General features: G+C 69.6%; 17 protein-coding genes and 2 pseudogenes. 7 read left to right on the plus strand and 12 right to left on the minus strand.

Features of this window, described 5'->3' with window-relative positions; all coding sequences use genetic code 11:
* Positions 1-2: 2 nt before the first annotated feature.
* Entirely contained in the window at positions 3-65 is a 63-nt protein-coding gene (locus ABZ896_RS13545; RefSeq protein WP_360926966.1) for a hypothetical protein, read from the plus strand.
* Between the two features lie 20 nt (positions 66-85).
* Here ABZ896_RS13545 and ABZ896_RS13550 read toward each other — a convergent pair.
* Together ABZ896_RS13550 and ABZ896_RS13555 are read right to left on the minus strand one after the other, a co-directional pair.
* Positions 86-733 (minus strand): annotated as a pseudogene (locus tag ABZ896_RS13550) (TrkA family potassium uptake protein); the annotation flags it as partial.
* Positions 733-1,404 (minus strand): TrkA family potassium uptake protein, encoded by a 672-nt coding sequence (locus tag ABZ896_RS13555; protein ID WP_359037182.1) that lies wholly within the window; start codon positions 1,402-1,404, stop codon positions 733-735. The gene ABZ896_RS13555 and the pseudogene ABZ896_RS13550, both read right to left, overlap by 1 nt.
* A gap of 415 nt (positions 1,405-1,819) precedes the next feature.
* Here ABZ896_RS13555 and ABZ896_RS13560 point away from each other — a divergent pair, with 415 nt between their 5' ends.
* The 4 genes from ABZ896_RS13560 to ABZ896_RS13575 all read left to right on the plus strand — a co-directional run bounded on the left by ABZ896_RS13560 (position 1,820) and on the right by ABZ896_RS13575 (position 14,205).
* Positions 1,820-3,871, plus strand: a complete 2,052-nt coding sequence (locus tag ABZ896_RS13560) for an APC family permease (protein ID WP_360926772.1) — start codon at positions 1,820-1,822, stop codon at positions 3,869-3,871.
* 79 nt (positions 3,872-3,950) lie between these two features.
* The gene (locus ABZ896_RS13565; RefSeq protein WP_360926775.1) at positions 3,951-5,279 is read left to right on the plus strand and encodes a class I SAM-dependent RNA methyltransferase; all 1,329 of its coding nucleotides are present in this window, start codon (positions 3,951-3,953) and stop codon (positions 5,277-5,279) included.
* 617 nt (positions 5,280-5,896) lie between these two features.
* Positions 5,897-8,098 carry a hypothetical protein gene (locus ABZ896_RS13570; protein WP_360926777.1) on the plus strand — a complete coding sequence of 734 codons (2,202 nt, stop codon included), beginning with the start codon at positions 5,897-5,899 and terminating at the stop codon, positions 8,096-8,098.
* Between the two features lie 419 nt (positions 8,099-8,517).
* Positions 8,518-14,205 carry a hypothetical protein gene (locus ABZ896_RS13575; protein ID WP_360926780.1) on the plus strand — a complete coding sequence of 1,896 codons (5,688 nt, stop codon included), beginning with the start codon at positions 8,518-8,520 and terminating at the stop codon, positions 14,203-14,205.
* Between the two features lie 346 nt (positions 14,206-14,551).
* On the opposite strand, the gene ABZ896_RS13580 is transcribed toward ABZ896_RS13575, so the two are convergent.
* The 9 genes and pseudogenes from ABZ896_RS13580 to ABZ896_RS13620 all read right to left on the minus strand — a co-directional run bounded on the left by ABZ896_RS13580 (position 14,552) and on the right by ABZ896_RS13620 (position 22,589).
* Positions 14,552-15,220 carry a nucleotidyl transferase AbiEii/AbiGii toxin family protein gene (locus tag ABZ896_RS13580; RefSeq protein ID WP_360926783.1) on the minus strand — a complete coding sequence of 223 codons (669 nt, stop codon included), beginning with the start codon at positions 15,218-15,220 and terminating at the stop codon, positions 14,552-14,554.
* A gap of 5 nt (positions 15,221-15,225) precedes the next feature.
* Positions 15,226-15,618 (minus strand): hypothetical protein, encoded by a 393-nt coding sequence (locus ABZ896_RS13585; RefSeq protein ID WP_360926786.1) that lies wholly within the window; start codon positions 15,616-15,618, stop codon positions 15,226-15,228.
* A 342-nt stretch (positions 15,619-15,960) separates the two neighbouring features.
* Positions 15,961-16,704: a sulfite exporter TauE/SafE family protein gene (locus tag ABZ896_RS13590; protein WP_360926788.1), complete on the minus strand. Its 744-nt coding sequence runs from the start codon at positions 16,702-16,704 to the stop codon at positions 15,961-15,963.
* Positions 16,705-16,940: 236 nt separating this feature from the next.
* Positions 16,941-17,267: pseudogene (locus ABZ896_RS13595) on the minus strand (rhodanese-like domain-containing protein); the annotation flags it as partial.
* 45 nt (positions 17,268-17,312) lie between these two features.
* Positions 17,313-18,701 (minus strand): MBL fold metallo-hydrolase, encoded by a 1,389-nt coding sequence (locus ABZ896_RS13600; protein ID WP_360926791.1) that lies wholly within the window; start codon positions 18,699-18,701, stop codon positions 17,313-17,315.
* Positions 18,702-18,880: 179 nt separating this feature from the next.
* Positions 18,881-19,168 carry a metal-sensitive transcriptional regulator gene (locus ABZ896_RS13605; protein ID WP_360926794.1) on the minus strand — a complete coding sequence of 96 codons (288 nt, stop codon included), beginning with the start codon at positions 19,166-19,168 and terminating at the stop codon, positions 18,881-18,883.
* Between the two features lie 106 nt (positions 19,169-19,274).
* Entirely contained in the window at positions 19,275-19,442 is a 168-nt protein-coding gene (locus tag ABZ896_RS13610) for a hypothetical protein (RefSeq protein ID WP_360926797.1), read from the minus strand.
* A gap of 27 nt (positions 19,443-19,469) precedes the next feature.
* A complete protein-coding gene (locus tag ABZ896_RS13615) occupies positions 19,470-21,629 on the minus strand; it encodes an MMPL family transporter (protein ID WP_360926800.1) in 2,160 nt (719 codons plus the stop codon).
* Positions 21,630-21,743: 114 nt separating this feature from the next.
* Complete coding sequence (locus ABZ896_RS13620) at positions 21,744-22,589, minus strand: NAD(P)H-binding protein (protein WP_360926803.1); 846 nt, start codon at positions 22,587-22,589, stop codon at positions 21,744-21,746.
* Between the two features lie 107 nt (positions 22,590-22,696).
* On the opposite strand from ABZ896_RS13620, the gene ABZ896_RS13625 reads away from it, so the two are divergent.
* Both ABZ896_RS13625 and ABZ896_RS13630 read left to right on the plus strand, forming a co-directional pair.
* Positions 22,697-23,098, plus strand: coding sequence for a helix-turn-helix domain-containing protein (locus ABZ896_RS13625; protein WP_360926806.1), 402 nt, complete (start codon positions 22,697-22,699; stop codon positions 23,096-23,098).
* A gap of 146 nt (positions 23,099-23,244) precedes the next feature.
* Positions 23,245-23,913 carry a polysaccharide lyase family 7 protein gene (locus tag ABZ896_RS13630; RefSeq protein ID WP_360926809.1) on the plus strand — a complete coding sequence of 223 codons (669 nt, stop codon included), beginning with the start codon at positions 23,245-23,247 and terminating at the stop codon, positions 23,911-23,913.
* 15 nt (positions 23,914-23,928) lie between these two features.
* On the opposite strand, the gene eno is transcribed toward ABZ896_RS13630, so the two are convergent.
* On the minus strand, positions 23,929-25,215 hold the full coding sequence (gene eno / locus ABZ896_RS13635) for a phosphopyruvate hydratase (RefSeq protein WP_360926812.1): 1,287 nt from the start codon (positions 25,213-25,215) through the stop codon (positions 23,929-23,931).
* Between the last annotated feature and the right edge of the window lie 61 nt (positions 25,216-25,276).

The raw sequence follows: 25,276 nt of genomic DNA on the forward strand, positions 1-25,276 counted from the left end.
CCCTGGTCCCGCTCTGCCTCGCGGTCCTCGACCTGTACGCGGCCGCCCGGGGCATGACCAGCTGACAAGGCTGCTCCTGGCCGAACAGGAGGTCCTCCAGTTGTTCCTCACGGGCCTGGGCTGCTACGAACAGGAGTTCGTCGCCGGCCTCCAGGGAGTCGTCCTGGGTCGGGGTGAGGACGCGGGTGCCGCGGATGATGGTGACCAGGGAGGTGTCCTCGGGCCACTCCACGTCGCCGACCTGCGTGCCGGCCAGGGCCGACTCCTCGGGGAGGGTCAGCTCGACGAGGTTCGCGTCGCCGTGGCTGAAGCGGAGCAGGCGGACCAGGTCGCCGACGCTCACCGCCTCCTCGACCAGGGCGGACATCAGACGGGGCGTCGAGACGGCGACGTCCACGCCCCAGGACTCGTTGAACAGCCACTCGTTCTTCGGGTTGTTCACGCGCGCGACGACGCGCGGAACGCCGTACTCCGTCTTCGCGAGCAGGGAGACGACGAGGTTGACCTTGTCGTCGCCGGTCGCGGCGATCACGACGTTGCAGCGCTGGAGCGCGGCCTCGTCCAGGGAGGTGATCTCGCAGGCGTCGGCGAGCAGCCACTCCGCCTGCGGGACGCGCTCGACCGAGATGGCGGTCGGCGCCTTGTCGACGAGAAGGACCTCGTGGCCGTTCTCCAGCAGCTCGCCCGCGATCGAGCGGCCGACCGCGCCGGCACCGGCAATGGCGACCCTCATCAGTGACCGCCCTCCTCTTCGGGGCCCTCGGCGAAGGACGCCTCGACCTTCTCGATGTCGTCCGTGCGCATCATCACGTGGACCAGGTCGCCCTCCTGGAGGACGGTCTGCGAGGTGGGCAGGATCGCCTCGCCCAGACGGGTGAGGAACGCCACGCGGACGCCCGTCTCCTCCTGCATCCTGCTGATCTTGTGGCCGACCCAGGCGGTCGAGGCGTGCACCTCGGCCAGCTGGACGCCACCGGTGGGATCGCGCCACAGCGGCTCCGCGCCGGACGGCAGCAGCCTGCGCAGCATCTGGTCGGCCGTCCAGCGGACCGTGGCCACCGTCGGGATGCCCAGGCGCTGGTAGACCTCGGCGCGCCGGGGGTCGTAGATGCGGGCCGCGACGTTCTCGATGCCGAACATCTCGCGGGCCACCCGCGCGGCGATGATGTTGGAGTTGTCGCCGCTGGAGACCGCGGCGAAGGCGCCGGCCTCCTCGATGCCCGCCTCGCGCAGGGTGTCCTGGTCGAAGCCGACGCCGGTGACGCGACGGCCGCCGAAACCGGAGCCCAGTCGTCGGAAGGCGGTGGGGTCCTGGTCGATCACGGCGACCGTGTGCCCCTGTTGCTCCAGGGTCTGGGCGAGAGCGGAGCCCACTCTCCCGCAGCCCATGATGACGATGTGCACGACCGTCCTTCCGGTGTCCATAGTTACTGCTCAGCCACATCAGGGTCTCAGACCGACGCCCAAGCTACACACGCGCGGTAGGACGAGGGCACCCCCGTGCACGGTTGCCCGTGTGTTCGCGTCGTCCGGTCCCGATCAGCGGCGGCTGATGCTGCGGACGCTCGCCAGGGTGAGGATTCCGAGGCCGACGAGGGCGGCCGCGGCGCCGATGAGTTGCGCGGTGGTGTGCATGTGACCTCCGGGGGCGGTGACGGTCCTGCTGCGGACGGTCTTTTCAGGGGGGTCTTGTCATATAGACATGCCGCTCCGGCCACCTGTGGATATCGCTGCCGGGAGCGCCGTGCATTTCACCCGGTGGGCAGATGCGGGGTGCCGGGTGGTTGGGCATGCGTTCGAACGCCTACGATGCACTGTTGTGTCCAAACTGACCGACGTGCCCAAACGCATCCTGATCGGGCGCGCACTGCGCAGTGACCGGCTCGGGGAAACGCTCCTGCCCAAGCGCATCGCCCTCCCGGTGTTCGCCTCCGACCCGCTGTCCTCCGTGGCGTACGCGCCCGGCGAGGTGCTGCTGGTCCTGTCCATCGCGGGCGTGTCGGCGTACCACTTCAGCCCCTGGATCGCCGTCGCGGTCGTCGTGCTGATGTTCACGGTGGTCGCCTCCTACCGGCAGAACGTCCACGCCTACCCGAGCGGCGGCGGCGACTACGAGGTGGCCAACACCAACCTCGGCCCCAAGGCCGGCCTCACCGTCGCCAGCGCCCTGCTCGTCGACTACGTCCTGACCGTCGCCGTCTCCATCGCCTCCGGCATCGAGAACCTCGGCTCCGCGGTCCCCTTCGTCGTCGAGCACAAGGTGCTCTGCGCGATCGCCGTGATCGTGCTGCTCACGCTGATGAACCTGCGCGGGGTGAAGGAGTCCGGCTCGCTCTTCGCGATCCCGACGTACGTCTTCGTCACCGGCGTCTTCGTCATGATCGCGTGGGGTGCGTTCCGCGGACTGGTCCTAGGCGACACCATGCGGGCGCCGACCGCGGGCTATGAGATCAAGGCCGAGCACCAGGGGCTCGCGGGCTTCGCTCTGGTCTTCCTGATGTTGAGGGCGTTTTCCTCTGGTTGTGCCGCCTTGACCGGTGTCGAGGCGATCTCCAACGGCGTGCCCGCCTTCCGCAAGCCCAAGTCGAAGAACGCGGCGACCACGCTCGCGATGATGGGCCTGCTGGCCGTGACCATGTTCTGCGGGATCATCGCGCTGGCCATGGTGACCAAGGTCCGCATGGCCGAGAACCCCGGCGTGGACCTGCTGAAGAACGGCGTCGCCATCGGCTCCGACTACGTCCAGAACCCGGTGATCTCGCAGGTCGCCGAGGCGGTCTTCGGCAAGGGCAGCTTCCTGTTCGTGGTGCTCGCCGCGGCCACCGCGCTGGTGCTGTTCCTCGCCGCGAACACGGCGTACAACGGCTTCCCGCTGCTCGGCTCGATCCTCGCGCAGGACCGTTACCTCCCGCGCCAGCTGCACACCCGCGGCGACCGGCTCGCCTTCTCCAACGGCATCGTGCTGCTGGCCGGTGCGGCCGGGCTGCTGGTGTGGATCTACGGCGCCGACTCGACGCGGCTCATCCAGCTGTACATCGTCGGCGTGTTCGTGTCCTTCACGCTCAGCCAGACCGGCATGGTCCGGCACTGGAACCGCCATCTGGCCGTGGAGAAGGACCCCGCGAAGCGCAGCCACATGATCCGCTCCCGCGCGATCAACGCCTTCGGCGCCTTCTTCACCGGGCTCGTCCTGGTGGTCGTGCTGGTCACCAAGTTCACGCACGGCGCCTGGGTCGCGCTGCTCGGCATGTGCATCTTCTACGCGACGATGACGGCGATCCGTAAGCACTACGACCGGGTCGCCGAGGAGATCGCCGCGCCCGAGGGCCCGAGCGACGACAGCCTGAGGCCCTCCCGCGTCCACTCCGTCGTCCTGATCTCCAAGATCCACCGCCCGGCGCTGCGCGCGCTGGCCTACGCCAAGCTGATGCGCTCGGACTCCCTGGAGGCGCTGAGCGTCAACGTGGACCCGGCCGAGACGAAGGCGCTGCGCGCGGAGTGGGAACGGCGGGGGATCGACGTACCGCTGAAGGTGCTGGACTCGCCGTACCGTGAGATCACGCGGCCGATCATCGACTACGTCAAGGGGCTGCGGAAGGAGTCGCCGCGGGACGCGGTGTCCGTGATCATCCCCGAGTACGTGGTCGGGCATTGGTACGAGCATCTGCTGCACAACCAGAGCGCGCTGCGGCTCAAGGGGCGGCTGCTGTTCACGCCGGGGGTCATGGTGACGTCGGTGCCGTACCAGCTGCAGTCCTCCGAGGCGGCGAAGCTGCGGGCCCGCAGGCGGCAGGAGTGGAACGCGCCGGGGTCGGTGCGGCGGGGGCCGGCCGCTGTGGATCGGGCGAAGGAGTCTTCGGCGCCGAAGTAGACTGGTCGGCTGTTGTCCCGACTGTGTCCCCCGCTTTTTCCCGACGTGTGTCCCTCACTTTTTTTGGAGTCACCCCGCCATGCAGGCAGAACCGAAGAAATCGCTGGTGGGGCTGGAGTTCGAGGTCGAGGTCGGGCCCGTCGCGCACGGCGGGCACTGCATCGCCCGTACGTCCGACGGCCAGGTGCTGTTCGTCCGGCACACGCTGCCCGGTGAGCGGGTGGTGGCCCAGGTCACGGAGGGCGAGGAGGGCGCGCGTTTCCTGCGCGCGGACGCGGTGTCGGTCCTGGAGGCGTCCAAGGACCGTATCGAGGCGCCCTGCCCCTACGCCGGTCCCGGCCGCTGCGGCGGCTGCGACTGGCAGCACGCGAAGCCGGGGGCGCAGCGGCGGCTCAAGGGCGAGGTCGTCGCCGAGCAGCTGAAGCGGCTCGCGGGGCTCACGCCGGAGGAGGCGGGCTGGGACGGCACGGTGATGCCGGCCGAGGGGGACAAGCTGCCGGCGGGCGAGGTGCCGGCGTGGCGGACGCGCGTGCAGTACGCGGTCTCCGACGACGGGCGGGCGGGTCTGCGGCGGCACCGCTCTCACGAGGTCGAGCCGATCGAGCACTGCATGATCGCGGCGCCGGGTGTTTCGGAGCTGGGCATCGAGGAGCGCGACTGGTCCGGGATGGCGTCGGTGGAGGCGATCGCGGCGACGGGTTCGCAGGACCGGATGGTCATCCTGGAGCCCCGGCCGGGCGCTCGCCTGCCCCTCGTGGAGCTGGACAAGCCGGTGTCCGTCATGCGCGTGGAGGAGAAGGACGGCGGCATCCACCGTGTCCACGGCCGCGCCTTCGTGCGCGAGCGGGCGGACGGCCGTACGCACCGGGTGGGCAGCGGCGGCTTCTGGCAGGTCCACCCGCAGGCGGCGGACACGCTGGTCAAGGCGGTCATGCAGGGGCTGCTGCCGCGCAAGGGGGAGATGGCGCTCGACCTGTACTGCGGGGTGGGCCTGTTCGCGGGCGCCCTCGCGGACCGTCTCGGCGAGCAGGGAGCGGTGCTCGGCATCGAGTCCGGCAAGCGGGCGGTCGAGGACGCACGCCACAACCTCGCCTCCTTCGACCGGGTACGGATCGAACAGGGCAAGGTGGAGTCGGTGTTGCCGCGCACGGGCATCACGGAGGTCGACCTGATCGTCCTCGACCCGCCGCGGGCGGGGGCGGGCCGGAAGACGGTAGAACACCTGTCGCCGTTGGGGGCGCGGCGGATCGCGTATGTCGCTTGCGATCCGGCGGCGCTGGCTCGGGATCTGGGGTACTTCCGGGATGGGGGGTATCGGGTGCGGACGTTGAGGGTGTTCGATCTGTTTCCGATGACTCATCATGTGGAGTGCGTGGCGATTTTGGAGCCGGTGGGCAAGGGGGCCTGACCTGCAGTTACTTCCGATATAACACTTCGTTCGACCTGTTTCCGGATCGCTATGGAGTGGAGCGCACAATGCTCCTGCGCCCGGCGCGCGACGTTGCTGACCTGCGGCTTTGTCGAGGAATAGCGTGGAGTGCGCGTCTGATGTCTCGACGTTGCGCGAGTAACCGGTGACTCGTGACGCTCGTTCGACGCTGTTTTTGGCGGAGCGTCAGGTGCGATGGCTCCGAAGGATCGCTCGCCATCGTCCGGTCGCCCCTCTCACCGTGGCTCTCGGCGCATTCGGTCCACGCGATCAGTCGTCCCCTCGATGGTGATCCATGGCAGGGCGACCTTGGCCTGCTCCAATCGTGCGGCTTGAGCGCGGTCTGACGTCGGTGTGCAGGTGGGTTCGGCACGAGGTACCGAGAACCAACGGAAAGTGACGAAAGTGCCGCCGGAGAGCAGCGGGCAGGCATAGCCTGCAGGAATTACCGCAAGTCGGGCTGGGGCGGCCCGTATCGCGGCGGAGGTGTCATGGGTGGGGACTCGCGTGCATCAGGGCCGGTGGCGTTATCGGTGCGCCAGGAGCGTGGAGAGGTGCCCGACCCGTACGGCGAACGGGCCCTATTGACCTCTGCCATGACAAGCGGCTACGACGCCGTGCCCGACGAGGATCGCGAACTGCTGCTGCGCTATCTCGAAGCGGTGGTCGCCGCTAGACCAGCGCCCGTGCACACCGTCGTCGCTTTCAACGCCGTGTACTTCGGCTACGACCTCGGCGGCGATGGCTACGGCGCCAGCCCGCTGCGCCTCGACGACTTCCCCGTAATCACCTTCGGCGAGTCCGCTCCTGCGCTCCCGGTCGGTTCCATGGTGTGTGTCGCAACCGGTTCGGACCCGCTCTACGCCGAGATCGTGTACAAGGAGGGCGCCCACCCGGAGGTCGGTGCTCTTGGTGACGTACCGCCTTGGGTGTCGGGGGCACCCGCAGGTGCCGAGGGGCCGAACAGTCCGGGCAGCGACCCGGCACCGCTGCGCAGGGAACTTCTGGTCCCGGACCCTCACGCCTTCGGCCCGGCCCTGAGCCTGTCACCGGCCCAGCTTCACCGCATGCGCACACGCCGGCGGTGGATCAACGGGGACGGCCATGTCGTCGTCGACGTCTGCTACCCGTCCCGGGAGGCGTCCCGGTGCGACGACCTGACCGCCTACGCAGACCATCTGCTGACGACCGCACGGGCACAGCTGCTCAGCCCGTACGTTCCTGTCTCCCTTGCCGAACTGGTGGACAGCACGGACGCAGACTATCTGCGGGCGGGCCTGCTCGGTCTCCTCGACGCGGTAAGGGGAGTCCTCAACTCCTGCGACATGCTGCGCACTTGGGGCCACTACGCGATGACCCGGGCCTCCCTTGCGGACTGCTGGAATGATACCGGGCCGTTGGGCGGCGACGACCTCAGGTCCCTGGTGGCAGCAGTGGAACACGCGGCCACGCCGGCGAAGCGGCGCTACGGCCTGACCGCTCCGGTCACGGTGTACACGGCGGTCGGACCTCGACTGCGCGGATTCCCCGGTGCAGCGGAACTGCTCAAGGGCGTGGGTTATGCCGCGGCGGTGTGCCGGGCCAACGTGACGCTCGCCGACGTCGTCCAACGGGACAGTGATCAGGGCCTGTTCGAGAACGGTACTCGAGTCTCGCTCGACGACGCCTTCGAGGGAGGCGGCGTATGGCGCTCTCACCATCCCGGTGACGCGGAGCCTCCTGGAGATCCTCTGGCTTCGGCCGGATGCGGATGGATGTCCACGACAACTGCGCCTCCCGTACCGGACCCGGAGCCGGAAGCAGAGGTGGAGCCGGTCGACCTGCCACTCGCCGATGATGCCACCCTCGGCCCCAGTGAGCTGCTGCGCTTGGACGGCAACGACATCGTCTGGCAGCTGCCGCTGCGGCTGGCCCATCTCATCGACGGCCGACTCCCCCTGCACCCGCAGGCTGTGCGGGAACTGCGAGATGCTCACGGCCGACGCCCCATGATCCGCCTCGAACTCGACCACCCGGGCGGGACGTTGGAGGCGCCTGAGGCGGTCCAGGACGTCACCGCCGAACTCGGCGACGAGGAAGGTTGGTTGACCGGAGTCGTGTGGCCCGGCGACCTGTTTCCCGGGCTGATGCTTGAGCTGTGCCTGCCTCGCGGCGGCACGGTGATCCGCATGACCACGACGCGGCTCGATGAGCACGTGCAGGTCGGTGACCGTGTGATCGGGCACTGTTTTGACCCTTGTGTTCTCACCCGGGAGGACGTTCCGGGCAGTGACCGCAACGGCGACACCGCGGTGGGATTGGGCCCCCGGAAACTTGTGATGCGCACCGTCCGCCGATGCGGGCTGCTCACCCTGGACGGCCATGCCTTGCTGGACCGTTCGGGCCTGCCGTACGCGGCCTACGGTCGCCTTCCCGCGCGGGCGCAGACCGTCGCCCTGGAATCGGCTGTTGCCGAACTACTCGCCGAACGGCTCCTGGAACCGGCCCTCGGCAGCCGCGACGTCTGGGGTCAGCCGCATTTCCCCGCGCGAGACGGGGAGCGGGCGATCCCTCTCATCGGCTACCGCCCCGCTCGACGGCGGGTGATTCGCCCTTGGGGAGGCACGGAACCCGGCGGCGAGGGATTGCACGCCATCCAGTTCGTCCCTGGCCACCTGCGCCGTCTGCTACCGGGCTACTCGCCCAGCGAAGCTCAGCGAGCGGCCTTCCGGGAGTACTGCCGCAGGCTCGGCAAGGCTGACGGCTGGGACCTGCCCGAGGGATACACGTTCGTCACCGCTCACACACGCGGCGGCTGAGCCGTCCACGGCTCTCGCGAGCTTCTCGGCCTACATCTCTCGTCCGTCTCCCCTCTCATCTCGCAACCGCAGAAACGGAGCACGCACACATGCAGGACAGCTATCGCGTCGTGACGGGGCCACCGTTGTCCCCGTCAAGCGTGTCGGCCGAAGACCTCGGACGCCTGGCCGCAGCCCTGAATGCCCTGGAGAACCCGGTTGCCGCCGCCGTGGACGACCTCACAGACGGAATGGTGGAACTGGCCTTCAACTCCCTGCCGCCCAAGCAGCGGCAGGAATTGCTCGGAAGCCTGGGAATCCGCATGGCAGCTCCTCGACGCGCGGGCAACGCCCTGTGCCGGGACATTCTCGGCAGGTTGCGGCGCGAGATACGACAGCATGCGTGCACGTGCGCGGTCAGGAAACTTACACAGACCGTGATGAACCAGGTGGACAGGTTCGTCTTCGCACAGGACGGTGGCACGGTTTCCGACCCCGTCTCTCGCTGGGGCGCGATGCTGGTCCGCGCAGCGTTGTTCGCTTCGTGCAATGCCTCCGTCGCCGACGCCCACATCCTCGCCTGGGCGGCGGACCAGCACTGGTTCGGCGCGACCGCTGACGAGGAGGAGAGCGCACACTTCGACGCCGTCGCCGACGTGGCCCGATCCATCGTGGCTGAGCACCCGCGATTCGCCCCGGCCGCGGCGGAGGACAAGGATGCCTCTGTGCCCGACGCCACCACGCAGGAGCCCCCCGCCCCGGAGCCGGTGACGGACCTGGAGACGGCATGCCGCCAGCTGGAGTCCGCGCTCGCGGAAGCCCGGCAAGCCGTGGAGCGGACGGCTGGTGCGATCGAGGACGGCCGTCCTCCGCATGACAACGACCTGGCTTCGTTGGCCGCGCTGGGCGCCGCCTTCGACAGAGTCGACGCGGTCTTCCACACGGCGGGTATCGAGGGGGTGCCCCACCGCCTGGAGGACATGGCAGACGCCGCCAGCGCGCACCGGGCGGCGCATGAACAGGACCTCCAGGCTCGGCAATTACTGCGAGGGCTGCTGGACGTCGCATGTTCGCCGGGCAGCCCAGCCGCCTTCGCCGCCGAGGCGGTGCGTGGCGCGGCCCGTGGCCTGCTGGACGCAGCGGCGTGGGATGAGACGCAACGGCAGGAGAGCGCGGCGCTCGCCGCCCTGGCACGGATCATCCGGCTGGGGCATCAGGCGGACGCCGCGACGGAAATCCTGTCGCTTCAGCAGCAGGTGGTCCGAGTGCTGCCCGCGTGCGCCACTGCGGTTGTCATGGCGCACGAACTGTCGTTGCCAACGCAGGAAGAAGCCGTGCACGGCTCCGAGTGCGGCGCCCCCGCCGGGGCCGAGGCAGTCGGTGCCGACGGTTTGGAGACGGACACCGTCGAGCAGAGGGACGGCAGCCCCGTTGGGGAGACTGCCGACCACCCCGATGAGGCGACCGCGCCCAACTCCACCCCGGATCCGGAACGCGCCCCGGAACCCGATTTCGCCGGACCCACCTCGACCCCCCTCCGTGGCCGATGCCGCACCGACAACACCCGCGCCGCGCTACCCGCCGACAGTGCCCCGGTGGCACCCGCCAACGCGGAAGCAGACTCCCCGACCGCCCAGGTCGCAGTACCTGCACCCGAGCTCATCCCCGCCGCATCAGCCGTGGAGACGACCGCGCCGGTGCATCGGAACACCACAGAGGCGGAGGCCGAGCAGGCGCTTGCGCAGCTGGTCATGGATCGGCGTTTCGGGCTCGCCCACCATGTGGCGCGCGCGGCCGGCCACCCCGAACCACAGGTGGCGGCGCTCCGGCTGGCCGGTGCCGCGGATCTCCTCACCTTCGGTGACAGCCAGGGCGCCCGGCTCACCGCGGACTTGCTCCAGCAGTACGGCGGGTATGAGGGCCGTGACGCGGAGGGCAGCGAACTTGTCCTGCTGCCCGCCCTGTTGCGGACGGCGCTGATCACCGGCGACCATACGGCGGGCGCTCAGCTCAAGGCCCTGGTACCCAGGCTGCCGGACCGGCTAGGGGACGTGGCGACCGCCGTCGCCGACCGTGCCCTCAGCGGTGCCCTGAGGATTGCTTCTCCGGTCGTCATCGCCGACGCCTCCGAGACGGAGGCCCGACTGCGGGAGTTGCAAGAGCAGTGCCGTTCGCTGCTAGTGCCGCAGAGACTGCGGTTCGCTCGGGCGACGGAGATTGCCAAGCGATGGCTGGCACCCCGCGACGGTCTACTGGGGACGCTGCTCACCACTGTGGTGGACGACGATTGGGACGCGGTGACTGAGGTCCGGGAGCAGGCCGAGCGCCTGTCGAAGCTCGCCGAGATCAACAACGAGATCGACCGCATGGACCGCAAGCACCGTTCGCCCAGTGGCAAGCCGCTCCAGGGCTCCGGGCGGCAGGACCTGGTGCATCTCGTGGAGCGCGCCGCCGGCCTGGCCAAGGAATGGTGTCTGGCGATCGACGGCACCCGGCGCGGAGAGCGGTCCGACGCGAATCGGGCGGTCAAGGAGATTTCCGCCCTGCGCCAGTCTCTGCTTGACGGCAAGGAAGCCATGCTGGCGGAATTGGACGAGTTGGCTCGTCGTGCGGGTGCTGTTTCTGCCGCTGCGGCGTGGGCGGCCCGCGCCTCGATGGAAGAGCTGTTTGCCCTGCTGGCCGGCGACACGGCACCCACCCGCTCCGGCGCTGTCATCGCCACTGAACGTGTGCTGGACGTGGAGCTGCTGAAGGTGTGCGACACGCGCGACGAGCAGCCGCCGCTCAGCCGACTCCTTAAGGCGGTCGACCGGGGTTGGGACGAGGCCTTCGCGGAAAGGCTCGCCCACGACGCCTTCGGGGCAGCCCGCACCATCGTCGAGCTGGCCGGCCGCGGGGTGCTGCCCGCCGCGCGGGCAGGGGAGTTCAACTCGCCCGCAGTCACCGAGATCGCCGAGCAGGAGTCCGCCAGGCGCAGGGCGCTGCGGACGGCACACGACGAACTCGTTGCCGAGCTGCACCGCGCACAAGCCGACAGCGCCGTGACCGACGACCAGGACCTGCGCCTTCAGGAGTTGCTGGCCGACGCACGCCGTCGGCTCGATGACACCGCCAGGCACGACCTGATGGACGTACGGCGGGCGCTCGACACCGTACGGAACGACCTGCCCGACTTCCGGCAGCAGGCCGCCGCCCGGATCCGGGCCAGGCTCGACGTCCTGGACGTCACCGCAGACGGGCGGGACCAGGTGCTGCGGCGCCTGGACACCAATGACCTGGCCACCGCCGCCGATCTCGTCTACTTCCTGGAGATCGGCGAACCCGTCCCGGAGATCGAGGCTGGTGAGTCCCACCTGACCGAGTTCTTCCCGGTCGTGCCCGACGGCCTGCCGGGGGGCATCGATCGTGATCTAGTCGACCTCGTCCGCAGCCGAGGCAAACACCCGACCCTGCCTGTCCTGGACTACGGAACCCTCTCCAGCGACGAGGCGGCACAGGCGGCCGACGTCCTCGATGCGTGGCGGGAGCTGGGTGCCACCGAGCCGAAGGACCGGCTCGGCGTGGCCGCGAGTCGGCAGGTGCCGCCGCTCCTCAAACTCCTCGGCTACGACGCCAAGAGCGCTAGGCCGCTCGACGAGAGGTCCGCGCCCGCACATCGGCGCGAGTACCGTCTCTTCGAGGCGACCGAGGTGGAGATCAACGGAAGGGCGAAGGCACCGGCGTTCGGTTCGCAGATGAGGGAGCATGGCGGTACCCTCCGCGTGCTGCTGGTCTGGGGCCGCCCGTCCGCCGAGCTCGTCATGAGTTGGGCGTCGCGCGACACCAGCGGAGCGAGTCTCCTTGTCGTCTACTTCGGCACGATGAGCCGCCAGGCCCGCGTCGAACTCGCCGTCGGCTCTGACCGCTTGCAGCCGCTGCTGGTAGTGGACGACGCCGCTCTCGCCTACCTCGCGGCCCGGGGCAATCGACAGATCAGCACAGCCACACAGACACTGCTGCCGTTCTCCGGTGTCAATCCGTACATCAGGGAGAAGCGCGGCCGGATCGGCGGCGAGATGTTCTACGGCCGTGACGCCGAACGCGTGAGCATCCTCGACCCTCGCGGCACCCAGGTCATCTTCGGCGGCCGGGGCCTGGGCAAGTCGGCCCTGCTCAGCGACGCCGAAGAACGGTTCACGGAGCAACGCCCCAGCTACTACCAGGCGGTGTACGTGAACCTCGACCAGGAGAACATCGGCAAGGGCAGCTCACTGGGGCCGGAGGCGCTGTGGAGCGTCCTGGCTCGGGAGCTGACCGAGGCTCAGGTACTGGGTCGGCCGCAAGGACGGAAGTCGCAGCAGGGGATCTCCGACAGGGTGCGCTCTGGTATCCGGGCATGGCTGGACGGGGAGTCACGCCGCCGCTTGCTGATTCTGCTCGACGAGTGCGACCAGTTCTTCGAGGCTGACGCTCCTCGCTTCGACCAGACCAAGAAACTCAAGGGACTCGGGTCCGACACCAAGGACCGTGCCAAGGTCGTCTTCGCCGGTCTGCACTCCGTACAGCGGTTCTCCAAGCTTGCGAGCAACGGGCCGTTCGGTCACCTCGCGCAGACCCCGAAGGTCATCGGCCCGCTTGCTCCCCAGTCCGCGGCCGATCTGCTCGTAGAGCCGATGCGCGCCCTCGGCTTCGAGTTCCGTGACGTGGATCTCGTCAACCGCGTGCTCGGCTACTGCTCCTATCAGCCGTTCCTGCTCCAGATGTTCGGTCACCGGCTGGTCGAGGTGATGCATCGCAAGCGGGCCCGGCGAGGGGCCGGCGAACCCCCGTACGCGGTGGATGCCACCGACATCGAGGTCGTGGAGTCGGACACGGGTCTCCGGGACGGCATCTCGGCAGCCTTCAAGGACACGCTCAGCCTGGATCACCGCTACGACGTGATCGCCAATGTCCTGGCGTACCATGCCCGCCACCAAGGCCTTGAGGTACGGCTAAGCGACGCCGAACTGCGCGAGGAATGCGAGACGTTCTGGCGTAGGGGCTTCGAACAGCTCGACACCGAGGGCTTCCGTGCCTATCTCTCCGAGATGGTGGGCCTCGGCATCCTCGCCCCCAACCATGACGGCCAGGGCTGGCATCTGCGCGGCCCGAACGCCCTGCGCATGATCGGCACCTCCCACGAGGTGGACGCCCGCCTGCTGAGGGCTGAACACGACTGCGAACTGCAGGAGAGCATCGTGCAGGAGGGCCGTCCCGAGCTGCCCGACGGCAGGCCGGCACCACTCACCATCACCCAGCTCGACGATCTTCTCGGTGAGCGCTCCAATCAGACGAGGGTGGTTCTCGGTAGCCGCGCCACAGGAGTCTCCAATGTCGGCGACACCCTCCGCACCGTCGCCGGGCGCATCGCCGACTGGAAGCTGCCACCCATCGGCAGGCCCAGCGTCTACAAGCAGGAACTCACTGGGGGACTTCCGCGTGAACGGCGGGTCGTCATCAGCGACTTCGCTCGCTACCCGGATGCGAGGCCCGAGGCATGCCGGCAGGCTGTTGACTGGGCCGAGATGCTGCTGCCCACCACCCCAGGGGTGACCCGCGCTGTGGTCATCGTCACCGACCCCAGCCAGCTGGGCCTGTGGCGGCCACTGCTGACCGGCATCGAGTCCACCTCGGCCGCCCCCGTGGTGCTGCGCCGCCACGATCGCCGCAGCCTGCGAGGCTGGGCCCAGCGCGTCGACATGTTCCATACAGACGACCGCTTGGATCGTCTGTATGGGCTGACCAGTGGCTGGCCTCTGTTGGTCGACCGGGCACACCGTCTGCACCGTGAACTCGGCGATCCCGACGAGGCGTTGCGCCGCATGGCGGGCCTGCTCACGGATGGTGCGGAAGCCCGCGAGTTCGCCGAGGCGACCGGTGTGTTCGCGGATCCGCTGCTCGCGACTGGATATCAGGCACTCGACGCAGAGTTCAAGGACAGTTCGTTCGACATCGACAGTGCGGTGACCGCCGTGGCGGTCCAGATCGAGGACGAGCACGAGGCTCAATGGATCGTCGCGTGTCTTGACGCCCTCCAAGTGTTCGACCGCGAGGACAACCACGTGCGCCTGGAACTGCTGCTCCGCCGGTGCGTGGCACTCCGAGAGTGACCACTGGGGACAAACTGCCGGCCGCTCGCATGCTCGAGCGGCCGGTCTCGTTTCACTGCCTTTTGCCGCTGACCGGATACGGCGACGCCCTCGTGAGGGAGGCCGCGGGGCGAGGTGGCAACAGAGCAGTTCGTAGTCTGGAGGCGAGGTGTGTGGAGATGTACGAGAGCTGGCCTCAGATGATCATCTTCCAACGGGGCGCAGTCTGTGCGTCGGCTGAGTCTCCCAGGACCTGCCCTGCGTGCTTGACGTGGGACAAGCCAAGCCCGCGACCGACTGCCTTACTAACTACTCATTTCTTGGCTCTTACTCGGGTCGCTTGCAGATGTGATCTCATCCAGATGTATCAGTCGATATCCGGATCACTGGTCTCTTCGAGGAGGCGGGTCGCGAGGTCGTCGGCCCACTCCACGGCCCAAGCGCGGAGGGCGGTGATGGTGGTGTCATCGAGCCCGTAGGCGCCGAAGGCTTCGTCGTCGGTCCACTCGGCGCCCGTGAGGTTCGACTGGAGGTCTTCGCGCTCGAAACGGCCCCGGGCGTGGCGGCGGCCGAACTCTTCGAGTTCGGTGTTGGTCCACCGCCGGGAGGCTGCGAACACGTCGATCAGGTCGCGGGGCGCTCCGCGGTCGGCGAGAGCGCGGACCTTGGTCCCGATCACGTCCTCCTCCGCAAGGACGGGCCCGTACGTGCTCTGGATGACCGGCCGCCAGAAGATCTCCTTGAGGATGTCGACTTCGCACTCCTGCCCGGTGGCCGGGTCGGTCACGGTGAAGCGGGCTGACAGCGGGGCGGTCTCCAGTGCGTGCACCTTCCAGCCGCGGACTTCCAGGCCAGCGCGGAGCGTGGCCGCGATGTCGGCCATGGGCGCCGGGTTCTCGGTGGCGACATCGAGGTCCTGGCTGGGACGGTTCACGAGGCGGTGCGCCCGTACGGCATATCCGCCCGTGAGGACCAGGGGATACGGGGAACCGAGCGCGATCACATCCGCCAGGAGCCGTGTGTGCAGCTCCGGCATGTCCGTCACGCGGCTGCCCGGGTGCGGGAGGCGAGCTGAGGGAAGGCGTCTTCCCATACGGTGCGCACGGTACGGCCGACGAGGGTGCGCAGTACCGGCCACAGCTGGAGAAGCAGATCGTGGTTGAGGTAGCGGGGCAGGTCGTCGCGCAGGCCCTCGTGCAGGATGGTGCGGTACAGGCCCATTCGCTGGCGTGGCTTGGCCAGGTCGTATGAGGTCATCCCGGACCAGGCCAGGTGCAGCGGTAGGTCCACGACTCCCATGGCCGGACCGTGCAACTCGTCCAGCGATTCCGGCAGACGACGCCGGAACTTCTCCCGGTACAGCGCCAGGTCGTCGGCGTCCGCGCCTGGGAGGTCCCTCGGCGCGGGTGCGGGGTGCTGTGAGCTGGAGGGCATGAGTCCATTATGGCGGCCGGAGGAGTGGCGCGGGCGGGTCATGATGAGCGAGTCGGTGTCTGACGTGAGAGGGACGGGGCCTGCTGGGGAGCTGCTTGTAGCAGCTCGGTCTGCCCGAGTAGGCAGGACGGGCAATCGGCCGTGACGCTCTGGGCGTCCGCACGCCTCGCGATGAGCCGAGAAAGCGGCTCTGACCTGGTCTTTTCCCTGACCGGCTCAGGCCGGCACCTTTCCGATGACGCATCACGTGGAGTGCGTGGCGGTTCGTGAGCCGGTGGCCAAGGGCTCCTGATCTGGGTTCTGCCGTGTTCGCTGTGCGCTGTGGATGTGGGGGAGCGCTGGTCAGATGAGGGTGTCCGCGAGCATCAAGGCCGCTACGGCGAGGAGTGTGTAGGCGAAGGTTCGCTGGAGTGTGGTGGCCTTGAGGCGGTGGGCCAGGTGTTTGGCGTCGTGGGCCGCCAGGATCGCTGCCGCGGTGAAGGGGGCGATGGTCGCCCAGTCCAGTTTCATGCCGGTGCCGGCTCGGGCTGTGAGCGCGGCCAGTGAGTTGAGCGTGATGACCAGCAGGCTGGTGCCGATCGCCCGACGCATGGGGAGTCCGAGAACGTTCACCAGCGCGGGTACGGCCAGGAAGCCGCCGCCGACTCCGAGGAAACCCGTGACTGCGCCGAGGCCGGCTCCGGCCGCCCCGGCCCTCGTGGGGTGTGTCCGGCCGGACGTCTCGGTGGGCGCGGGCCGCAGCATACGTAGCGCCGCGAGTGCCGCTATGACGGCGAAGGCCGTGGTCAGCAGGGTTCCCGGGAGATGCGCGGAGACTGTTCCTGTGGCCACCGCGGGCGCGATGCCCGCTGCGGCGAAGAGCAGCCCGGTGCGCCAGGCGACGTTGCCGTCGCGGGCGTGGGCGGTCAGGGCGGTGGCCGAGGTGAGGGTGACGATGACCAGGGCGGCCGTCGTCGCCTCGGCCGGGGTGAAGCGGAGCAGGTAGGTCAGGGCAGGTACGGCGAGCATGCTGCCGCTTCCGCCGAGGCCGCCCAGGGCCAGGCCGACGACGGCACCGGCGACGAGCGCGAGGAGCATGGTGCTCATGCCGGGGAGCCGTCGGGTCCGTGGTCGGGTTCGTGGTCGGCGACGACCGGGTGGCCCGCGTCGGCCCATGCCTGTGCGGCGATGACCGGGTGGTTCACGTCGGCCCATGCCTGTGCGGCGATGACCGGGTGGCTCGCGTCGGCCCATGCCTGTGCGGCGATGACCGGGTGGTTCACGTCGGCCCATGCCTGTGCGGCGATGACCGGGTGGTTCACGTCGGCCCAGGCCTGTGCGGCGATGATCGGGTGGCCCGCGTCGGCCCAGGCCTGCATGCCGCCCTCCACGTCCGCGGCGTCGGCGCCGCGTGCGGCCAGCAGCTCGGCGGCCTGTCGGGAGCGGTGGCCGCTGCGGCAGATCACCACCAGGGGGCGTGCCTGGGCCGCCTCCGGCAGTGCCGCACCGGCCGTCAGCCGGGTCAGCGGGAGGTGGACGGCGCCGGGCGCGTGCCCGGCGTTCCACTCGGCCCGCTCGCGTACGTCCAGCAGGACCGCCTCGGCGGTCCGGGTGCGCCGGTGGGCCTCGGCCACGGTGATACGGCTCGCGCCGCGACGGGGAAGTGACATCACTCGACCTCGACAGTTCTGAGGGGATGGGCGGATCAGCTCGGATCAGCCGGTGACGACGGTTAGACCGGCGGCCTCGGCCGCGTCGAAACCGTCGTCCACCGCCACCACGTCACGGCCCGCGGCGTCCAGCAGCGAGGCGGCGATACCGGCCCGCATCCCTCCGGCGCAGTGCACCCAGACGGTGCCGGACGGCACGTCGTCGAGCCTCTTCGGCAGGTGGTGGACCGGGATGTGGACGGAGCCCTCGATGTGGCCCGTGGCGCGCTCCGAGTCGCGACGAACGTCCAGGACGACCATGTCGTCGGTGCCGTGTGCGGCCAGGTCGGCGAACGTCGCGCGGGGGAAGGAGACGGGGCCGTCGCTCTCGGGCAGCCAGTCCCGCGGGGTCCCGGTGGCCGCGGCGGCGGGTCGGTCGATGCCGACGCGGGCGAGTTCGCGCTGGGCGGCGGCCAGTTGGCCGGGGGACTCGGCCAGCAGCGTCACGGGCCTGCCCCACGGGATCAGCCAGGGCAGATACGTGGCGAGCTTGCCGTCGGCCTCGAAGTTGAAGGACCCCGCGACATGGCCCTCGGCGAACGCGACCCGGCTGCGCAGATCCACGACCCACTCGCCGGCCGCGAGCCGGGCGGTGATCTCCTCGGCGTCCGCGACGGCCGGAGGGGTCAGGTCGATCGGTGCCGGTCCGGCGGCGTTGGCCGGGCCCATGTGGGTGTAGTAGGCGGGGATGTCGTCGAGTCCGGCGAGCAGTCGTACGACGAAGGTGTCGGCGTCCGTGGTCAGTGCCGCGTTGGCGGACTTCTCCTTGCCGATGGTGGTGGCGTCCCCTTCCGCCTGTGCCGGCGCAGCCTGTGCCGACGCCGCCTGTGCCGACGAGCAGAAGCTGCCGAAGCCGTGAGTGGGCAGCACCGATGTCTCGTCCGGCAGCTCCGCAGCCAGGCGGTGTGCCGAGGCGTGCTGGGCGCGGGCGAGCCGCTCGGTCAGCCGCGGCTCGACCAGGTCGGGGCGGCCCACGGTGCCGATCAGCAGGGATCCGCCGGTGAACGCCGCGACCGGCTGCCCGTGCTCCTGGAGGACGTAGGAGGTGTGGTGGGGGGTGTGGCCGGGGGTGGCCACGGCACGCAGTTCCAGCCCGGCGTCGACGGTGATGGTGTCGCCGTCGGCCACGGGGACCCGCGCGAACGACACGCGCGCCTCGGCCGGGACCAGGTAGGCGGCTCCGGTCACGCGGGCGAGTTCCAGGCCGCCGGTGACGTAGTCGTTGTGGACGTGGGTCTCCACGACGTGCGATATCCGCACCCCGCGGCGGGCGGCCGCCGTCAGAACCTGGTCGATGTCGCGGGGCGGGTCGACGGCCACGGCCGTCTCCCGGCCGCCGGTGAGGTAGCTGCGGTTGCCGAGGCCCTTGAGGTCGAAGGTGTCGATGAAGAACACGGGGATGTCTCCTTCGCGGTTGATTACCCCCCGGGGTATTAATTCCACTGTAGCACTATACCCAGGGGGGTATATGAAAGGCCGGGTTCGAGCCGCGACGGGGGCCTGGAGCGCATACGGGGAACGCCCCCTTCGTTGAAGCGGAAGGGGGCGTGTGGTTCTGTGTGGGCCGCCGGGGCTTACGCCAGCGACAGGAAGAGTTTCTCCAGGCGGGCGCGCATGGCTTCCGGGTTCTCGCCGTTCTTGCGGCCGGATTCGATGTCGGCCACGCAGTTCTGGAGGGCCGTGGCGACGATCGCGAATCCGGCGCGGTCGAGGGCCCGTGAGGCGGCGGCGAGTTGGGTGACGACGTCCTCGCAGTCGCGGCCCTCCTCGATCATCCGGATCACACCGGAGATCTGGCCCTGCGCGCGCCGCAGTCGGTTCAGGACGGACTTCAAGGCCGCGCCCTCAAGCTCCAGTTCCACGCTCACTCCTCACAGATACCCCTAGGGGTACTATACGCCGTGGTCCGGCGCGGCGGCGAACAGCCCTGTTCGCCGCCGGTCGCGTGGCCCCGGAGCGGCCGCTCTCTCAGCCCCGCCCGAGGAGACGCTTCCAGAAGCCGCCCCCTGTCGTCGCGTCCGCGGCGCAACTGCATCGCTGCGACTTCGGGACACCGGCGAGGACTTGCTCGACGTGCATGCCGCAGCCGCGGTACGTGAACTTCTGGCACTTCCTGCAGGTGGTGCGCTGGCACATGGTTTCTGTTTCCTTACGTCGGTTCGTTCAGCTGTGGCTGAAGTGGATGTCCGGCAGGACCCGCTCGAGCCACGCGGGGGTGTGCCAGGCGGCCCGGCCGGTGAGGCGCAGCAGGACCGGCACGAGGACCAGGCGGACCAGGGCCGCGTCGAGCAGGACGGCGATGCCCAGGACGATGCCCATCTCCTTCGGCGGCAGCGGCCCGGACAAGGCGAAGGTGAAGAACACCGCGACCATCACCGCGGCGGCGGCGAAGATGACGCGCCCGGAGTGGCCGAGGGCGGCGACTGCGGCGGCGCGGGGGTCGCCCGTCCGCTCGTAGTGCTCCTTGGCCGTGGACAGCAGGAAGACGGTGTAGTCCATGGCGATCGCGAAGATCATGGCGAAGAAGAACACCGGCGCCCATCCGTCGAGGAAGCCCTGCGCGGTGAAGCCGAACAGGTCCGCGCCGTGCCCGTCCTGGAAGATCAGCCGGGCGGCACCGAAGGCACCGGCGGTGGCCAGCAGGTTGGTGACCGTCCCGATCAGCGCGACCAGCGGGGCCCGGAGCGCGACGAGCAGCAGCAGGAAACCGAGGGCGAGGATGACGCCCATGACGAGGGGTGTCTTCGCGTCCAGGGTCTTCTGGAGGTCGAGGTTCTCGACCGCGGCGCCGCCCACCAGGGAGGTCGCGGGCAGTTCGTGGCGGAGCCGGTCGACGGTGGCGGCCAGGGCGGGGTCGGAGGGGTCGACCGAGGGTACGGCCTGGATCATGGCCAGTCCGCTGCCGTCGGCGGCCGGTACGGCCGGCATGGTGCCCGCGATGCCGCTGTCCGCCGCGATCTCCTTCGCGGTCCGGTCGGCGTCGGCCGCCTTCGTGACGATCTGCAGGGTGCCGGGCGCGCCCTCGCCGAACGACTTCTGTACGGCTTCGTAGCCCACGCGTGAGGAGTCGTGCTCCGGCACCACCGTGATGGAGGGCATGGCGGTACGCAGGCCGAGCACCGGAGCGGCGCAGGCGACGAGGACGACCAGGGCGGGGACGCCGTAGCGGAGGGGGTGCCGCCACAGCCGTTCGCCCCAGGCGGTGAAGCGCGGCGATGAGCCATCGGCCGTGGAACGCGCGAACGGCAGGGACACCGCGTTGACCCGGTCGCCGAGGCGGCCCAGGACGGCGGGCAGCAGGGTGAGGGTCGCGGCCAGTACGAAGACGACGGCCAGCATGATGCCCAGTGCCATGGAGCGGAACGCCGGGGCGGGGACCAGCATCACGGCCGAGAGACTGACCAGGACCGTCAGGCCGGACAGGGCGACGGCCTTGCCCGCCGTGTCCATGGTCTCGGCGACGGCTCGGACGGGGTTGCCGTGCCGGGCCAGGGCCGCGCGGAAGCGGACGACGAGGAAGAGCGCGTAGTCGATGCCCAGGGCGAGGGCGAACATCATGGCGAAGTTCATCGCCCAGATCGACGTCGGCGTCAGGTGGTTGAGCAGGACGAGGGCGCCGGCGGAGGCGGCGAGCCCGGCGACGGTCAGCAGCAGGGGCAGGCCGGCCGCCACGAGGGAGCCGAAGGCCAGCAGCAGGATGGCCATCGTGACCGGCCACGACACCATCTCGGAGTGCATCATCGCGTCGTGGTTGGCGGTGTTGAAGTCGCTCCACATGACGGAGGAGCCGGTCGCGCTGACCTCGACGCCGTGACCGGACAGCGCGGCGAGCGGGCCCTTCAGGTCGTCGGCGGCCCGGACCATGTCGTTGGTGTCGGCGTTCGCGCCCGCCAGCAGGACCGCGGTCCTCCCGTCACCGCTGATGGTCGCGCCCTGCTGGGGCGGTACGACGGTGGAGATCCGCGGGTCGTCCTTGAGCAGGGCGGTCGCCTCGGCGATCACCTTCTGGACCGACGGGTCCGTGACCTGGGCGTCCGAGGTGACGACGACCTGAATCGCCGAGGAGGCGTTGCCCGCGAAGTGCTCCCGGGCGAGTTCGCGCACCTTCACCGACTCCGAGCCGTCGGCCTGCCAGCCGGCACCGGCCAGCGCCGAGGTGACCTGCGGCGCGAACGCCCCGAGTCCCACGACGACGGCCAGCCACAACAGCAGCATCAGCCGCAGTCGGGTGGTGGCCCAGACGCCGAGGCGGCCGAGCCGGCCGGGTGGGGTCGGGGCGGCGGGGGTGTCCTCGGCTCTGAGCGCCGGCGGAGCAGTGGCCATGGTCATCTCCTGTTCTGCATACCCCAGGGGGTACCTGATGGGATGCAGCGTACAAGATACCCAGGGGGGTATCCAACGGGGATGTCTTCGACCGGGAGATCGACTCGGCGTTCCTTACCGGAAGGCTGCGATGTTGCGGTCGGCCCACTCGGTGAAGGGGCGGGGCGCGCGGCCGAGCACCCGTTCGACGTCCGGGCTGAGCCGCAGCTCGGCGGGGGTGGGCTCGCCGAGTACCGCCAGCGTGGCCTCCACGACCGGCTCCGGCATGAAGGTGGTCATGCGTGCGTACGCCTGTTCCCGGGTCAGCTCCACGAACCGCACCGGCTCACCGAGGGCCGCACCGATCGCCTCGGCCTGCTGCCGTGGCGTGACGACCTCCGGCCCGTTCAACTCGTAGACCCGGCCGGTGTGTTCGTCCTTGCGCAGGGCCACGGCCGCGACCTCCGCGATGTCCGCCGGATCGATCACCGGCAGCCCGACGTCACCGAACGGCGCGGCCACGGTGCGTTCGGCGCGCACGGAGTCGGCCCAGGCGTAGGCGTTGGACGCGAAGCCGCCGGGCCGCAGGATCGTCCAGGCCAGGCCCGACTCGCGCACCGCGTCCTCGGTCGCCCGCATGACGACTCCGTGCGAGGGCGACTCGGGCCTGGTCGCCACGCCCTGCGAGGACAGCAGCACCACGCGCCGGACCCCGGCGGTCCTCGCCACGTCCAGCACGGCTCGCAGGTCGAGGCCGTGGCCGCCGGCGCCGCCGTCGTGCAGGAACAGGGTCTCGGCGCCGTCCAGGGCGGGCCGCAGGGTCTGCGGTACGGCGAGGTCGGCCCGTGCGTGTCCGGTTCCCTGGGGCAGGTCCGCCGGGGCCGGTCCCCTCGACACCGCCGTCACCCGCTCGCCGGCCTCCGCCAGGGCCCGCACCAGCGGCCGCCCCACGTTCCCGGTCGCACCCGTCACTACGAACATGCTCAACTCCCGTGTTTTCCAGGTGGTTTGTGCGATGTCGGCGACGCTAGCAAGCTCCGTATAGTAGGTACCTAGAGGAAAGTGACTACCTCAGAGGGCGGTATCTCATGGCGACCGAAGCGATCCGGCCGACGACGGACGCCCTCGGCGATCCCGAGCTGGCCTGTCCGATCTCCCCGGTCGTGGACATGGTGTTCAGCCGGTGGACCACGCCGATCCTCTGGTCGCTCCACACCTTCGGCCGCCAGCGGTTCGTCGAACTGCAGCGACGCATCAAGAGCATCACCCCCAAGGTGCTCACCCAACGCCTGCGCCAACTGGAGCGCGACGGCCTGGTGATCCGCACCTACCACCCCGAAGTACCGCCCCGCGTCGAATACGAGATCAGCGCCCTCGGCAACACCCTCGCCCCCCTCTTCGCCCACCTCACCGAGTGGTCCACCAGCCATCTGGAACAGGTCGAACGGGCACGACAGCGCTACGACGACGCGGGATCGCCGCGCGGCTGATACATCGGGTGTATTCGGGAGCCCGATCGTTAGAGCATGGCCAAATAGTCGCTGTTCTGGCGTCCGAGTCCCGTCGAAGTCATTGACTCCTCCGATGTGTTGAGGTTGCCTGCGGCGTCGACCTGTACTCATCGGAAGGGCATGTCATGAACCGGAGAGCACTGTTACGAGCCGGGACGGGACTGTTGGCGGGTGGGGCGGCGCTCGTGCTCCCGCGTACGGCGTTCGCGGCTGCTGATCCCACCGATGGGTGGAGCAGTACCTCGTTCACCTACAGCTGGCAGAAGCCCTGGGACCTGGAGCTGAGTGAGCGGCACAGTTACAGCGGAGGGGTGCATCGGATGTGGGTGTATGACACCGACGAGCCCTTCGAGGAGGGGAGTTCGACCGATCCGCGGACCGAGATGCGCTGGAAGGTGGACTACGCGACGGGGGACCGGATGTGGGACGCCGATGTCTATCTGCCCTCGGGGACGGACGGCGCCTCCTTCGTGCAGATCCTGCGTGGCGTCCATCCGTCCGGCACCCCGGCCACCGACATCATGCTCAACGTCTACGACACCGGCGGGGGCACCGTGCGGCGCTACGACGGGACGGTTCTGAAGACCGGGGCCTACGACACCTGGTTCAACGTGAAGATCGCCCACCAGGCGAGCAGCGGAACCGGCACGATCAAGGTCTATCTCGACGACTCGCTCGTTCTGACCGTCGCCGACCGGGGGCCGGCCACCCGCTACTTCAAGAACGGCGTCTACAACCACGGCTCGGGACGTGCGGAGGCCCGGTTCCGCAACATCCGGTACTGGACGAGATGACCGGACGCCCGCCCCCTACCGCGCCCGCAACCCCAGTACCTCCGCTCCCGCATACCGCGCCTGCGTCCCCAACTCCTCCTCGATCCGGACCAGTTGGTTGTACTTCGCGGTGCGGTCGGCGCGGGAGAGGGAGCCGGTCTTGATCTGGCCGCAGCCGGTGGCGACGGCGAGGTCGGCGATGGTGGTGTCCTCGGTCTCGCCCGAGCGGTGGGACATGACGACGGTGTAGCCGGCGCGGTGGGCGGTGGCGACCGTGGCCAGCGTCTCCGTCAGGGTGCCGATCTGGTTGACCTTGACCAGGATCGAGTTGGCGATGCCGTCGCGGATCCCGGCGCGCAGCAGGGTCTCGTTGGTGCAGAAGACGTCGTCGCCGGTGAGCTGGCAGCGGTCGCCGAGGCGCGCCGTCAGCGAACGCCAGCCGTCGTGGTCGTCCTCGGCCATCGGGTCCTCGATGGAGGCGACGGGGTAGCGGTCCACCAACGAGGCGAGGTAGTCGGCGTGTTCGGCCGGGGTGCGGCGGACGCCCTCGCCCCGGTAGTCGTAGCCGCCGTCGTGGAAGAACTCCGAGGTGGCCGGGTCCATCACGACCGTGATGTCGGTGCCCGGCTTGTAGCCGCTCTGCTCGATCGCGCGCACGACGAAGTCCAACGCCTCCTCGGCGGTGCGCAGTTCGGGCGCGAAGCCGCCCTCGTCGCCGACGTTGACGTTGTGCCCGGCGGCGAGGAGCGTGCCGCGCAGGGTGTGGAAGACCTCCGAGCCCATGCGGACGGCCTCGGCGAAGGTCGCCGCGCCGATCGGGGCGATCATGAACTCCTGGAAGTCCAGCGGGTTGTCGGCGTGGGCGCCGCCGTTGACGATGTTCATCATCGGCACCGGAAGCAGCCGGGCGTCGACACCGCCGACGTAGCGGTACAGCGGCAGCCGGTGCGCGGCGGCCGCGGCCTTGGCGGTGGCCAGCGAGACACCGAGCAGGGCGTTGGCGCCCAGGCGCGACTTCGTCGCCGTGCCGTCCAGCTCGATCATCGTGTGGTCGACCCGCGCCTGGTCCTCGGCGTCGAGACCGGTCACGGCGTCCGCGATGCTCTCGTTCACCGCGTCGACCGCCCGCCGAACTCCCTTGCCGTGGTAGCGGGTTGGGTCCCCGTCGCGCAGTTCCACCGCTTCCCGGGCGCCGGTGGAGGCGCCCGAGGGGACGGCGGCGCGGCCGAGCGAACCGTCCCGGAGTTCCACGTCCACCTCGACGGTGGGGTTGCCCCGGCTGTCGATGATCTCCCGTGCGGCGACCCGGCTGATGGCGGTCACGGCGCATCTCCTCACGCTGGGCCCGCGCGGCGGCGGGCAGTCAGTTCCCTATAGAAGTAAG

It is taken from the genome of Streptomyces sp. NPDC047072 (assembly GCF_040643855.1).
Classification (GTDB): Bacteria; Actinomycetota; Actinomycetes; order Streptomycetales; family Streptomycetaceae; genus Streptomyces.

Excerpts from the sequence above, each read along its gene's own strand:
- ABZ896_RS13565 (WP_360926775.1), top strand. The coding sequence starts at position 3,951 with ATGCAGGCAGAACCGAAGAAATCGCTGGTGGGGCTGGAGTTCGAGGTC.
- ABZ896_RS13570 (WP_360926777.1), top strand. The coding sequence starts at position 5,897 with ATGACAAGCGGCTACGACGCCGTGCCCGACGAGGATCGCGAACTGCTG.
- ABZ896_RS13575 (WP_360926780.1), top strand. The coding sequence starts at position 8,518 with ATGAACCAGGTGGACAGGTTCGTCTTCGCACAGGACGGTGGCACGGTT.
- ABZ896_RS13580 (WP_360926783.1), bottom strand. The coding sequence starts at position 15,220 with ATGCCGGAGCTGCACACACGGCTCCTGGCGGATGTGATCGCGCTCGGT.
- ABZ896_RS13585 (WP_360926786.1), bottom strand. The coding sequence starts at position 15,618 with ATGCCCTCCAGCTCACAGCACCCCGCACCCGCGCCGAGGGACCTCCCA.
- ABZ896_RS13590 (WP_360926788.1), bottom strand. The coding sequence starts at position 16,704 with ATGAGCACCATGCTCCTCGCGCTCGTCGCCGGTGCCGTCGTCGGCCTG.
- ABZ896_RS13610 (WP_360926797.1), bottom strand. The coding sequence starts at position 19,442 with ATGTGCCAGCGCACCACCTGCAGGAAGTGCCAGAAGTTCACGTACCGC.
- ABZ896_RS13615 (WP_360926800.1), bottom strand. The coding sequence starts at position 21,629 with ATGGCCACTGCTCCGCCGGCGCTCAGAGCCGAGGACACCCCCGCCGCC.
- ABZ896_RS13620 (WP_360926803.1), bottom strand. The coding sequence starts at position 22,589 with ATGTTCGTAGTGACGGGTGCGACCGGGAACGTGGGGCGGCCGCTGGTG.
- ABZ896_RS13625 (WP_360926806.1), top strand. The coding sequence starts at position 22,697 with ATGGCGACCGAAGCGATCCGGCCGACGACGGACGCCCTCGGCGATCCC.
- ABZ896_RS13630 (WP_360926809.1), top strand. The coding sequence starts at position 23,245 with ATGAACCGGAGAGCACTGTTACGAGCCGGGACGGGACTGTTGGCGGGT.